This window comes from Geofilum sp. OHC36d9, assembly GCF_052400685.1.
Classification (GTDB): domain Bacteria; phylum Bacteroidota; class Bacteroidia; order Bacteroidales; family Marinilabiliaceae; genus CAZHHH01.
The window spans coordinates 633,784-647,729 of sequence record NZ_JBQTGJ010000001.1 but is presented as its reverse complement, the minus strand read 5'-3'; the positions used below and the strand labels follow the sequence as shown (position 1 = coordinate 647,729).

Sequence of the window (13,946 nt, the reverse complement as noted above, 5' to 3'; positions counted from 1 at the left end):
AGCTGGCGAGCCCCGGATAATGGAAATTTAATGTTATAACTAAACATTTTAAAGGCAAGCACAACAAAGAAGCTGAACTTTAAATAAAATTGACCAAATCAACCAACAATGATTAAAACAGGAATAGTAGGCGGTGCAGGTTATACGGCTGGTGAAATGGTGAGAATACTATTGGGACATCCACAGGCTGAAATAACCTGGATCGTGAGTAGCAGTCATGCCGGTCAGCCGGTTTACAATGTTCACACCGATCTGACAGGCGATACCAATCTGACGTTCTCAGAAAAACCGGATTTTGAGACGGTGGATGTCATATTCCTTTGCATGGGACATGGCAAATCGGTATCATTTATCAATGAAAACCAAATCCCCGAAAAGGTAAAAATCATTGACCTGAGTCAGGATTTTCGTCACAAGGCCAAAGCACGCGACTTTGTTTATGGCTTACCCGAGCTCAACCGCCCGGCTATTGTCAAAGCCAATAAAATAGCAAATCCCGGTTGTTTTGCAACAGCTATTCAACTGGCTGTATTGCCTTTGGCAGCCAGCCAGCTACTCTCCGAAATTCATATCCATGCCATTACGGGGTCAACAGGTGCCGGACAAGCGCCATCGGGCACAACACATTTCAGCTGGCGAAACAGCAATATTTCTATCTATAAAGCCTTTGAGCACCAACACCTCATCGAAATAGGCGAATCGTTGGTTCAGCTAATGCCAGATTTTGATCAACCCGTAAATTTTGTTCCCTTACGCGGCGATTTTGCCCGCGGCATACTGGCTTCAGTATATCTTGATTGCAGCTTATCGCTTGACGAAGCCAATCAATTGTATGACGATTATTATGCCAAAGCAGCTTACACATCGCGTTCGGACGAACCCATTAATTTAAAACAGGTGGTTAACACCAATAAATGCCTGCTGCATTTGGAAAAACACAATGGGAAACTACATATCACCAGCATCATCGACAACCTTACCAAAGGTGCCTCGGGTCAAGCTGTACAGAATATGAATCTTATTTTTGGCCTCAATGAAAAAACAGGCCTTTATTTGAAGCCCTCGGCTTTTTAAAGAAATGCAAAATAACACCCCCTAATTTTCTCATAAGAGGAAATGGAGAGACCAATTTACAACAAGATGAAACTATTTGAAGTCTATTCACTCATGAACGTCACCCCGGTAAAGGCAAAAAACTGCACTGTTTGGGATGACCAAGGCACTGAATATCTGGATTTATACGGTGGTCACGCCGTCATCTCCATCGGTCACAGCCATCCGCATTACATCAAACGCATTGAAAAACAGTTGGAAAACATAGGATTCTACTCCAATTCAGTGCAAAACCCCATGCAGTTGCAACTGGCCGAAAAACTGGGACAAATAAGCGGCCTTACCGACTACCGGCTATTTTTGTGCAACTCAGGCGCCGAAGCCAATGAAAATGCCCTTAAGCTGGCCTCTTTTCATACTGGGAAAAGCAGAGTAATAGCCTTCAGCAAAGCTTTTCATGGCCGAACATCAATGGCCGTGGCAGCCACAGATAATCCGGTTATCCAGTCGGGCGTAAACAAAGGACATCAGGTAACGTTTGTGGCGTTAAACGATGCAGCAGCCGTTGAGGCTGAGCTTCAAAAAGAAGATGTATGTGCCGTTATCATCGAAGGGATACAAGGTATTGGAGGCATCCGGTTACCGGACAACGATTTTCTGAAACAATTAAAATCTCTCTGCAAAAAATACGGGGCCTGCTTAGTCCTCGACGAAATACAGTCGGGTTATGGCCGGTCAGGCTCCTTCTTTGCTTTCCAAACATCGGGCATACAACCTGACATCGTCACGACTGCCAAAGGAATGGCCAATGGTTTTCCCATCGGAGGCGTATTAATAGCACCTGAATTCAAAGCCTCTCATGGCATGTTGGGCACAACCTTTGGCGGCAACTATCTGGCTTGTGCAGCGGCACTGGCGGTACTGGAAGTTATTGAGCAGGAACAACTGATTAACAATGCCAAAGAAGTTGGGTCTTATTTGATTCAGGAATTAAAAAAAATATCAAACATCAAGGAAGTACGTGGCAAGGGGTTAATGATTGGTCTCGAATTTGACGGTCCTGTGGCACCCATTCGGAAAACATTGGTTGAAGAGAAAAAAATATTCACCGGTGTATCGTCAACCAATATCATTCGATTATTACCCCCGCTCACCCTCACCAAAGCCATGGCCGACCGATTTATTCAAAGCCTCAAAGAAATACTAAATTAAAAGAATAACACTTAACCCCAAAAAAGCTCACAATGATTAAATCTCACTGGAACGAAGAGTGGAAAGAGATTCGATTTCCCGACGGCGCTCTCCGAAAACACTACGCCATCAGTAATTATGGCCGTATTCTGAGTTATTGCGAATCCTTGAAGGATGGCAAACTGGTAAAAGGAGGTTGTCTTAAAGGATACAAAACGTTACCGGTTCGTCCTAACGGAAAATCAACAACATTATACGTACATAAACTGGTAGCCGAATATTTTCTGAATCCTCCGCGTAAAGGACAAAATTTTGTAATACACTGTGACTATAATAAAAGCAATAACTTTGCAAAAAACCTGAGGTGGGCCAGCAAAGAAGAAGTCTTTATTCACCAACAGGGCAACCCCAGTGTAATTGAAGGAAGGGCAAAAGCCAAAGAACGCTGCCCTTCACAAGGACCAAAGCTCACATCAACTCAGGTGATGCGTCTTAAAAAGAAATTACTCGACCCCCAACGAAAGACCAAACTTCGTATTATTGCCAAGCAATTTGGCATAAGCGAAATGCAGCTTCATCGCATCCGCAAAGGCGAAAACTGGGGTCACATAAAAGTCTCCGTTGAAAAAACCGACGAGCAGTAATAAAAAATGACATCATGCAACACAAACCAGAAAAAACAGCCATTATAGGAGCCGGCAATTTAGGCAGCGCCATCGCATTGGGATTGATAAAAAGCGGCTATTTGCAGGCTGCGGCCATTCACATCACCCGCAGGTCGGCCAACAAACTGGAAGCTCTGTCCAGCAAAGGCTTTGTAACCGGAAGCAGTAACACGGAAGCAACAGATAATGCAGATGTCGTCATTCTGGCGGTTAAACCCTGGCAAATTACAGATGTCCTAAGTCAAATAAAACCGGCCCTAAAAAAAGAAGCCATCATTGTTTCATTGGCAGCAGGTATTTCTCTTAGCGATCTTTCGCAAACAGTGAACAATCATCCGCTTTTCAGAGTTATTCCCAACACAGCAATAGCCATCGGTCAATCAATGACCTGCATCTCATCACAAAATGCCTCCGACACCGACAATGCCGTGGTAAACGAATTATTCCGGCAAGTGGGTGAGGTAATGATGATACCTGAGAGCCTCATGCCGGCCGTCACCGTAATAGCCTCATGTGGTACTGCTTACGCGCTTCGCTACCTGCATGCGTCGGCCCAGGGCGGCGTAGAATCCGGCATTAAACCCGCCGATGCCATCCATTTGGCTGCGCAAACCATGAAAGGAGCCGCAGAACTAATCCTCACGTCAGGAGATCATCCCGAAACGGAAATAGATAAAGTCACCACGCCGGGAGGCATTACCATAAAAGGATTAAACGAAATGGAACATCATGGCTTCAGTTCATCTATCATTAAAGGTATGATGACAGCCCTGAAATCAATGCAAAAATAAACCGTCACAGACATAAGACAGTGTATAAATCAGTCGCCATAAAAATAGGATCAAATGTTTTGACCCGCTCCGACAATCATTTGGATGTGGCCCGAATGGGGCATATTACTGAACAGATAGCGCAACTGCACCGGCAGGGGCTCAAAGTCATTCTGATATCGTCAGGGGCCGTTGCTTCGGGCCGGAGTCTGGTGCCATCGCCTCCAAAAAAAGACCCGGTTGCCGAACGTCAGCTGCTGTCATCAGTCGGACAAGTAAAACTGCTGACTACCTATTCCGGATTATTTGAATCGCACGGTATGACATGCGCTCAAATTCTGGTGACTAAACAGGATTTTAGTACACGCGAACATTATCTGAATATAAAACATTGCCTGACCGTACTGCTCGAAAACAACATCATCCCCATCATCAATGAAAACGATGCCGTTTCGGTCACGGCGCTGATGTTTACCGATAACGACGAACTGGCCGGATTAGTCGCTGCCATGATGGATATGGAAGCACTTTTCATACTAAGCAATGTAGATGGTGTTTTTAATGGCGACCCAAAAGATCCGTCATCCAAACTTATTGAATGTCTGGATCCCGGGAAAGCTGATCTGGAAGCCTATGTCACCGCTCAAAAAAGCGATTTCGGACGTGGCGGCATGCTCACCAAAGGACGAATCGCTAAAAACACAGCGGCTTCAGGCATTGCCGTTCATATTGCCAACGGCACCAGAGACAACATTATTCTGAACCTGACCAACCATCCCGAGCAAGTGCCTCACACCCTGTTCAAGCCGGGTATGCCAAGTCCTGCCGTTAAAAAATGGATGGCCTATTCGGCCGGATTTGCCCATGCCGAGGTACACATTAATGAGGGAGCCCGTGAAGCCCTCTTTTCAAAAAAAGCAAACAGTCTGTTACTTGCCGGCGTCACAAAAATGCCGCAGGAATTTCAAAAGGGCGATTTATTACGCATCATCGACCCCAATAAAAAATTGATTGGCATTGGAAAAGCTCAATATGAACGTAAAAAGGCTTTAGAGCACATGTCCGACAAAAAATACAGGCCACTGGTACATTACGATTACCTCTTTCTGTATCCATAATACCAGATGATCAGACAACCCCAAAATAACATTACAATCTGTCTGACAAGTGACATAAAACAGCAATAAACACCAACATAATTATGAGTGCAACAGACCAGATCAAAAAAGCAAAAGATGCCGTTATCAACATGGTTCATGTAGATAACGATACCAACCAGAAGGTACTATTAGAACTGGCCCACCAGGCCGAAGCTAACATACAGCCTCTTTTAGCTGCCAACCAGCTTGATTTGGCGCAAATGCCACAAAGTGATCCGCGTTACGACCGGCTCATGCTCACCGAAGAACGCATCAAAGCCATTGCTGCCGACCTTCGCAATGTAGCCACCATGGCATCGCCCATTAACGAGGTGATGGAACAATATAAAACCGAAAGCGGACTCTTCCTTAAGAAAATACGTGTCGCATTAGGCGTTATTGGCGTCATTTACGAAGCACGCCCCAATGTAACATTCGATGTATTTGCCCTCTGTTTCCGAACCGGCAACGTGGCGGTTTTAAAAGGCGGCACCGATGCCTGGCATTCAAATAGTGCCATCACAGAGTTAATACATAATAGTCTGCGTAAATTCAACGTATCCACAGAAGTTATGCAATTGCTGCCACCCGACCGTTCAGCAGCCCGCGACCTGATGAATGCGGTGGGTTATATCGATGTACTGATTCCGCGCGGATCACAAGCACTGATCACTTCTGTTCGCGACAATGCCAAAGTGCCGGTCATAGAAACCGGAGCCGGCGTAGTGCACACCTACTTTGATGAAACAGCAGACCTCGAAACAGGCAAAAAAATAATATTTAATGCCAAAACACGCCGGGTCAGTATTTGCAACGCATTGGAGTGTCTTATCATCCACCATTCAAGGCTGCAAGATCTGGCAGAACTAATGGCTCCAATGATTCAAAAAGACGTTGTCATTGAAGCCGACGAACCGGCATTTGCCGCATTACAAAACCATTATCCCGAAAAGCTGCTGACCAAAGCCACCGATGCCTCATTTGGAAAAGAACATCTGGCTTACCGGCTTTCCGTCAAAACTGTTAACAATATTGAAGAGGCACTGAATCACATTGCCACTTACAGCACCCGGCACAGCGAAGCCATTATCACCACCAGTGAAACCAATAAAGCCCGCTTTTTTAAAGAAGTGGATGCCGCAGCTGTTTACGCCAATACATCAACCGCTTTCACCGATGGGGCACAATTTGGCATGGGCGCCGAAATAGGCATCAGTACGCAAAAGCTACACGCCCGCGGCCCCATGTCTCTCAAAGAGTTAACAAGCTACAAATGGATCATCGAAAGTGATGGATTAACACGTCCCTAGGGGCTATTTTGTGCCTGTCCATAAAGTCAACTTCTGCGTTACGCTTGTCATAAAAACAGTCATTTACGAAAAGTAAACGCCTTGAATTTGAACTTTATATTTCAAACACTTAAGTTTATGGACAGACTCTATTTATATGATTCAGAAACAAAAAACAGACGATAAAAAACAAGAGTAAAAAGAGCCACGCACCATGCATGCCTCTCCGCTCTAAAAAAACAGCCACCATGAAAAGATTTTTGAAACCGGAAGACATAGGCAACTTACATAAAGCACTTGAAGATGCCCGTACAGTTAAAGACAACCCTTTTGCCGATCAAACATTGGGAAAAGACAAAACGCTACTGCTCATCTTTTTCAACTCAAGTTTACGGACCCGCCTCAGCTCACAAAAAGCAGCCATGAACCTGGGAATGAACGTAATTGTTCTCGATGTTAACAAAGATGGCTGGAAGCTGGAGACCGAGTTTGGCGTGGTTATGGATGGCGATAAAGCCGAACATTTACGCGAAGCCATTCCCGTGATGGGTCAATACTGCGACATAATAGGGGTACGTTCATTCGCCAAATTTGAGAATAAAAACGACGATTACAGCGAAAAAATACTCACTCAGTTCATTGAATATTCAGGCCGTCCGGTCATCAGCCTTGAATCGTCCACGCGTCATCCGCTACAGGCTTTTGCCGACCTGATAACCATTGAAGAGTACAAAACGGTTGAACGCCCCAAAGTTGTTCTAACCTGGGCGCCGCATCCCCGCGCACTGCCACAGGCCGTTCCCAACTCTTTTGTTGAATGGATGAAAGTCGCGGATGTCGATTTTGTGGTGACACACCCCAAAGGTTACGATCTGGCACCCGAATTCATGGAAGGCGTCGCTTACGAACCCGACCAAAACAAAGCATTCCAGGGGGCCGATTTTATCTATGCAAAAAACTGGGCCAGCTACACCCAATATGGAGAAGTATTATCACAGGATCGCAGCTGGACGGTCGACGAAAAAAAGATGTCTCTCACCAACCAGGCCAAATTCATGCATTGCCTGCCGGTACGTCGCAATATGATTGTGACCGATGCGGTGATTGACAGTCCCGACTCAATTGTGATACAGGAAGCCGGCAACCGTGTAGTATCGGCCCAAACTGTACTCAAACGCATGTTACAAACCATTGCCGAAGAGAAAGAATAAAAAAGAATTTAACGGAGGATGCATACTCTTACTCACAACTAAACAAAAGCATTATGCAGGAATTAACCATCGTAAAAGTAGGTGGCAAAGTCGTTGAAGAATCAGATAGCCTTCAGCAGCTGTTAAAAGATTTCGCGGCACTGCCATCCCCTAAAATACTGGTTCATGGCGGCGGACGCTCGGCAACGGCCATGGCCACGCGACTGGGCATAGAAACTAAAATGGTGGAAGGACGACGAATTACCGATACTGCCATGCTCGAAGTGGTAACCATGGTTTATGGCGGTCTGGTCAATAAAAATATTGTAGCCGGCCTGCAGTCGCATGCTCAAAATGCCATTGGCATGACCGGTGCCGACATGAACATCATCCGCAGTAAGAAAAGAAGCAACAGCCCCATCGATTATGGCTTTGTGGGCGACATAGAAGTCGTGAACAGTGCGGCACTGAGCAAGCTGCTGAACGATGACACAATCCCCGTCATTGCACCTCTCACCCACGATGGGCAAGGCAACCTGCTCAACACCAATGCCGATACCATCGCCTCGTCCGTTGCAGCAGCAATGGCTGATTCGTACAAGGTCACCCTGGTCTTTTGCTTCGAAAAAAAAGGTGTTTTATCTGACACACAGGATGAAAATGCTGTAATTCCGTTAATCACGCCCAAGGAATATCAAAAATTAAAAGATAAAAAAATAGTGGTCGAAGGAATGATCCCAAAATTGGACAACGGATTTGACGCCCTGCAAAAAGGGGTTTACCAGATTCGAATCACTAATATCAGCGGCCTGTCCGACCCCAACAACAAGGGAACCATTCTGCGGTTAAAATAAACATCACACATCCCAGAGACAATCCGATATTTTTAAAATTTATATCGGGAAAATTAAGGGTGTTATATTATAATTATTTGCGTTGAAAACCATGATAAACAGCCTCATTCACGACTCCATTCTGTTACTGAAACAACTGATTGCCACGCCCTCTTTAAGCCGCGAGGAACAGTCAGCAGCCGACGTTATGGAGCAAACGCTGCGGCGCATGAATCTACGCCCCCAACGAAAACAAAACAACATATGGGTGATTGCTGAAGGCTATGACATGAACCGGCCCACCCTTTTACTAAATTCGCACATCGACACCGTAAAACCGGCAGCCGGATGGCTGACGGATCCATTCACCCCCATTGATGAAAACGGGAAACTGACCGGTCTGGGCAGTAATGACGCCGGCGGCCCTCTCGTCACACTGCTGGCCGCTTTCAGATATCTGTCGCAAAAGCAACAGCCCTACAACCTGATCTATGCCGCCACAGCCGAAGAAGAAGTCTCGGGGAAAAATGGAATCGCCCTGTTACTTCCCCATCTGGGGCCCATAAATCTGGGCATTGTGGGTGAACCAACACAAATGCAAATGGCCGTGGCCGAAAAAGGATTAATGGTTATTGACGCAGTGGTGAAAGGAACCGCCGGACATGCCGCCCGTAACGAAGGTATTAACGCTATTTATGAGGCCTTGCCTGTTATTGATCACCTCAAAAACTATCAGTTTCAAAAAACGTCAGACTTTCTGGGCCCGGTAAAAATGACCGTAACAGGGATCAATGCAGGCACACAACACAATGTTGTACCGGACCGGTGCTCTTTTATGATCGACATCAGAGTCAACGAATGCTATTCCAACCAGGAGATATTTGAAATTCTTACAAAAGAAGTGAGCTGTGAATTAAAACCACGCTCGTTCCGTCTAAATTCATCAAGCATCCCGACAAACCATCCGATAGTACAAAAAGGACAAAGATTACATATAAAGACGTTTGGTTCACCCACATTATCGGATCAGGCATTAATGAACTTCCCAACGATCAAAATGGGCCCCGGTGATTCGGCCCGATCGCATACGGCCAACGAATATATACTGATAGACGAAATAAAGCAGGGAGCAGAAAGATACATCAACTTGCTTGATCAACTCGACGTCAGCGATAATTCAAACCAAACGTTACAGCATTAAATCCTCAAAGATTAAAGATATTTTTCTTTAATTTAACACAAAGCCAGTGCTATATGGTTATATTTGCAATAATATGTAATTTGATGGTAAGATTTTACATCATTCAGAAATCAAAGCCAATCATTTTCAATAAAAATGTAAGCACAAATAGAACAACCTAACCTATTTCTGTCCAAAAAGGCAGAAGTTTAAACTGGGAAATTCAGATTCAAGTCTTCCGCAGCTCTATAAATATGAATTTACTGCTGTAAATTATAATTTTGAGAGCAAGGGTAACGCACAAATTGGGCTTTACAGCCAAACTATAAATAAAGAAACAGATTGATAACATCATTTTTTCGTTCTGTTTTTCGGGCCTGAACAGTAGGCCTTGTATTAAATAAATAACGAGTCGTACAAGACCTAAAAACAAAATTATCACTTATGAAGCTCTGGGACAAAGGAACACCTGTCGACAAAAAAATTGAAGATTTTACCATAGGTAAAGACCGGGAGTTGGATGTAGAACTGGCACCATTTGACATCATAGGCACCATGGCGCACATAACCATGCTCTCGAAGATAGGCTTGCTGCCGTCAGGCGATCTGGCCCTGTTACTGCCTGAGCTTAAAAAACTCTACAAAGAAACGCTCAGTGGAAATTTCACCATCGAAGAAGGAATTGAAGATGTGCACTCGCAGGTAGAGCTGATGCTGACGCGCGCCCTGGGCGACACGGGCAAAAAGGTACACAGCGGCCGGTCACGTAACGACCAGGTGTTACTCGATTTAAAGCTGTATACCCGGCATCGCATCAGCACACTCACCGAAGCCATAATGACACTTTTTAATGCGCTGCAGGAAAAAAGTGAGGCACATAAAAACGACCTCATGCCGGGCTACACCCATCTGCAGGTTGCAATGCCCTCATCGTTTGGCTTATGGTTTGGCGCTTATGCCGAAAGTCTGTCGGACGACATGCACTTTTTACTTTCAGCCTGGCGCATTGTCAACCAAAATCCGCTGGGAGCTGCCGCAGGGTATGGAAGCTCATTCCCGCTTGACCGAACCTTAACCACAAAGCTGTTGGGCTTTGACGATATGAGTTATAATGTGGTCTATGCCCAGATGGGACGCGGCAAAATGGAACGCAGCATGGCCATGGCCATGGCATCGGTAGCATCGACCATCGGCAAGCTGGCCATGGATGCCTGCCTGTTTATGAGTCAAAACTTCGGTTTCATAGGGTTACCGGCTGAGATGACCACCGGGTCGAGCATCATGCCACACAAAAAGAATCCCGACGTTTTTGAACTCATCCGGGCCAAATGCAACAAACTGCAAGCGCTGCCCAACCAGATAACCCTTATTACCGGCAACCTGCCGTCGGGTTACTTCAGAGATTTACAAATTATAAAAGAAATTTTCATCCCGGCTTTTGATGAACTGATGAGTTGTCTGGAGATTACGACTTTTGCCGTTGACAACATGACCATCAAAACAGATCTGATGAAGAATCCGTTGTATAAATATGCCTTCAGCGTTGAAGAAGTCAACAAACGGGTCCTTCAGGGTGTGCCATTCAGAGAAGCCTATAAACAAGTGGGCATTGAGATCGAAAACGATCAGTTTACAGTACCCGACAGCATTCATCACACCCATGAAGGAAGCATCGGTAATTTATGTAATTCGCAAATAAAACAAAAGATGGAGGCCATTGTCGCACAGTTTACTTTCGACGAGGTGACCTCAGCAATTGGAAAATTAATAACTTAAATAATACAACAATGGCATTACTGGAAAACTTAGCCAAAGCCGCTGTTCAATCTTGCGAGATTGACAAAGAGCTTTACAACAAGTACAATGTAAAGAGAGGCCTGCGAAATGCTGACTTTTCGGGGGTCCTGGTCGGCCTGACCAACATCGGTGACGTTGTGGGATACACCAAGGACGCAGATGGCAACATAAAACCCGCGCATGGTGAATTATATTACCGCGGCTATGAAATTACACAACTCACCCACGGCTTCCAATCCGACGGTCGTCATGGATTCGAAGAGACTGCCTTCCTGTTACTCTCGGGCAAACTGCCAACGACGCAGGAATTAAAAGAATTCACCGACATCATCAAACTGGAACAGGAATTGCCGTTTTCACTGTCAAAAAATCTCATTCTTTCATTGCGCGGACGATGCATCATGAATATGCTGGCCCGTACAGTCCTGGGATTGTATACCGACGATGATGATGCTGAGAACTACTCACCCGAAAACCTCATCAAACAATCAATCAGTCTGATAGCTCGTTTCCCGGTCATTGTAGCCTACGCCTATTTTGGAATGCGTCACTCTTTCCAACGCAAATCGTTGGTTATACGTCATCCAAATCCGGATCTGAGTCTGGCAGAGAACTTTCTTTACATGCTGAAAGGTGAAAAATACCTGAAGCTGGAAGCCGACCTGCTGGATCTGGCGCTCGTACTTCACGCCGAACATGGTGGTGGTAATAACTCATCGTTCACCACCCGCGTGGTCAGCTCAGCACAAACCGATACCTACTCAGCCATTGCGGCGGCTTTGGGCTCCCTGAAAGGCGGTTTACATGGTGGCGCCAACATCAAGGTAATTAACATGATGACCAACATCAAAGAAAATGTTAAACACTGGACGGATGAAAAAGAGGTAAAAGCCTATCTTTTAAAGTTGCTTAAGAAAGACGCATTTGATAAGACAGGGAAAATATACGGTATAGGACATGCCATCTACACCCTTTCCGACCCACGATGCGTGTTACTTAAAGAAAAGGCTCGCTTGCTGGCCAAAGAAAAAGGCCTCGAAGCGGAATACAATCTTTACGAACTCATTGAACGTTTGGCGCCTGAAACCTTCTATGAATTTAAAGGGCCACAGGCAAAAATCGTATGCGCCAACGTCGACTTCTACTCAGGATTTGTATATCAATGCATTGGTCTGCCCGAAGAATTGTACACGCCAATTTTTGCAATGGCAAGGGTTGCAGGCTGGACGGCTCACCGCATCGAAGAGGTGACTTCGTCGGCACGTATTATTCGACCGGCCTACAAAAACGTCGGTGAACGCAGCGAATACGTTACTCTGAATAAACGATAAAAAAAACATCCGGTGGGGTTCCACCGGATGTTTTTGGTTTCAATATATAATGTTTCGGCTATCTATTTAGTACCTGTCCATAAAGTTGGGAGTTTGAGCTATAAAGTTCAAATTCAAGGCTTGCGCAGCTCGAAAAATGTGAGTTTACTCCCGTAAATGACCATTTTGAGAACAAGCATACAGAAATTGGGACTTTATAGACAGACTCTATTTAACCCGCATCATTCCAAATAATCTAAAAATCCAATTGGGCAGTGGCTTCTCGCCTCTTTTACGTAAATTCAGATACCAGCCTAGTTTTTTAAGCAAAGGAATTTTGTGCGTCTCAACAAACTCAATCAAAGTGCCTTCTGGTGCTTGTATATAAGCAAAATTACCGGCGGCTTCACCCATGTCAAAAGAATCTTTGGCTTTGGCACTGTCAACCGTAAAGGGGAAACCTTTTTCTTTCACTTCTTCACGAAGCTCATCCATGCCATTAATATCATAACAAATATGAATATAACCCGGATCGCCCCATATACGTCCTTCATAGATATCGCGAGGCGCACGTCCTTTTGCTTCTACCAATTCCACTTCCGAAGGCCCCAACAAAGTACTGAAACTCCCTGAATAAGTTTTTGAATGCTTTAACAACACCCGTCTGTATTCCTGCTCACCACCGGGGAGTCCCTTGAAATCATCAAAGACAGCCGTTTCGTCATACACCACCTGATCGTAGCCCAGAATATCCTGATAAACCTTTAAGCTATCTTCAATACGCTTCACCCCTATAACGGTTCCAAGAACACCACCTGTGGTTTTATTCTGTGGAAATTTCACAAATGAATGAGACACCACTTCCCAAATATTCCCATAAATATCTTTAAGATAGAAATGAGGTGTTCCGTCCGGACGGTTTTCAACAGCCGTCAATAAATCAAGCCCATCGGCCTGAAACTTAAGATAAGTGCGCTCCACATCGGCCGTTTTCAGTTTCCCGATGTTAATACCCAAATCGCCCAGCTGATGCTGAAACAGAGGCGCCGCAGGCTTCTTGCCCGTATGCAACCAAATTTCAAAACCGCCGCCACCTTCCATATTCAGGGCCAGAATAGCCCGACGCGGACGCGGCTTTCCTTCGGTGTGGTTAAGCATATATTCGGCAACAGCCTCATCGTCAAACATCTTAATATCCATCCCAAAATGAGTCCGATACCACTTAAAAGCTTCCTCCAGATTCGTGACGCCAACACCAAGTTGCTGTATTCCGTTAATTCTTTTCGTCATAGATAATAATTATTTTGTGCTTGCAAAAAAGGTCCAACTTCTGCGTTACTCTTATCCTCAAAAAGTTTATTTACAATAGTAAACTCACCCATTTCGGATGTCGCAGGCCTTGAATTTAAACATTTTTAATCAAGCATTTAAGTTTTCTTACTGAGACTATTTAATGTTTGTCTATAAAGTCAACTTCTGCGTTACGCTTGTCATAAAAACAGTCATTTACGAAAAGTAAACGCCTTGAT

At 45.0% G+C, this 13,946-nt stretch carries 12 protein-coding genes; 11 read left to right on the top strand and 1 reads right to left on the bottom strand.

Annotated elements, in window-relative coordinates; translation table 11 throughout:
* Positions 1-108 precede the first annotated feature (108 nt).
* The 11 genes from argC (at position 109) to ACT3CD_RS02305 (ending at position 12,438) form a co-directional block, all read left to right on the top strand.
* On the top strand, positions 109-1,074 hold the full coding sequence (argC, locus tag ACT3CD_RS02355) for an N-acetyl-gamma-glutamyl-phosphate reductase (protein WP_444642563.1): 966 nt from the start codon (positions 109-111) through the stop codon (positions 1,072-1,074).
* A 66-nt stretch (positions 1,075-1,140) separates the two neighbouring features.
* Positions 1,141-2,265: an aspartate aminotransferase family protein gene (locus ACT3CD_RS02350; RefSeq protein WP_444642561.1), complete on the top strand. Its 1,125-nt coding sequence runs from the start codon at positions 1,141-1,143 to the stop codon at positions 2,263-2,265.
* 32 nt (positions 2,266-2,297) lie between these two features.
* Positions 2,298-2,888: an NUMOD4 domain-containing protein gene (locus tag ACT3CD_RS02345; RefSeq protein WP_444642559.1), complete on the top strand. Its 591-nt coding sequence runs from the start codon at positions 2,298-2,300 to the stop codon at positions 2,886-2,888.
* Positions 2,889-2,902: 14 nt separating this feature from the next.
* Complete coding sequence (gene proC / locus ACT3CD_RS02340) at positions 2,903-3,700, top strand: pyrroline-5-carboxylate reductase (protein ID WP_444642557.1); 798 nt, start codon at positions 2,903-2,905, stop codon at positions 3,698-3,700.
* Between the two features lie 20 nt (positions 3,701-3,720).
* Positions 3,721-4,797 carry a glutamate 5-kinase gene (proB, locus tag ACT3CD_RS02335; RefSeq protein ID WP_444642555.1) on the top strand — a complete coding sequence of 359 codons (1,077 nt, stop codon included), beginning with the start codon at positions 3,721-3,723 and terminating at the stop codon, positions 4,795-4,797.
* Between the two features lie 83 nt (positions 4,798-4,880).
* Positions 4,881-6,128, top strand: coding sequence for a glutamate-5-semialdehyde dehydrogenase (locus ACT3CD_RS02330; RefSeq protein ID WP_444642553.1), 1,248 nt, complete (start codon positions 4,881-4,883; stop codon positions 6,126-6,128).
* Between the two features lie 227 nt (positions 6,129-6,355).
* Positions 6,356-7,318 (top strand): N-acetylornithine carbamoyltransferase, encoded by a 963-nt coding sequence (locus tag ACT3CD_RS02325; protein WP_444642551.1) that lies wholly within the window; start codon positions 6,356-6,358, stop codon positions 7,316-7,318.
* Positions 7,319-7,371: 53 nt separating this feature from the next.
* Positions 7,372-8,151, top strand: coding sequence for an acetylglutamate kinase (gene argB, locus ACT3CD_RS02320; protein WP_444642550.1), 780 nt, complete (start codon positions 7,372-7,374; stop codon positions 8,149-8,151).
* Between the two features lie 91 nt (positions 8,152-8,242).
* Positions 8,243-9,331 (top strand): M20 family metallo-hydrolase, encoded by a 1,089-nt coding sequence (locus tag ACT3CD_RS02315; protein WP_444642774.1) that lies wholly within the window; start codon positions 8,243-8,245, stop codon positions 9,329-9,331.
* A 423-nt stretch (positions 9,332-9,754) separates the two neighbouring features.
* A complete protein-coding gene (argH, locus tag ACT3CD_RS02310; RefSeq protein ID WP_444642548.1) occupies positions 9,755-11,086 on the top strand; it encodes an argininosuccinate lyase in 1,332 nt (443 codons plus the stop codon).
* 11 nt (positions 11,087-11,097) lie between these two features.
* Entirely contained in the window at positions 11,098-12,438 is a 1,341-nt protein-coding gene (locus ACT3CD_RS02305; protein ID WP_444642546.1) for a citrate synthase, read from the top strand.
* 207 nt (positions 12,439-12,645) lie between these two features.
* Here ACT3CD_RS02305 and ACT3CD_RS02300 read toward each other — a convergent pair whose 3' ends face one another.
* The gene (locus ACT3CD_RS02300) at positions 12,646-13,707 is read right to left on the bottom strand and encodes a VOC family protein (protein WP_444642545.1); all 1,062 of its coding nucleotides are present in this window, start codon (positions 13,705-13,707) and stop codon (positions 12,646-12,648) included.
* Positions 13,708-13,946 lie beyond the last annotated feature (239 nt).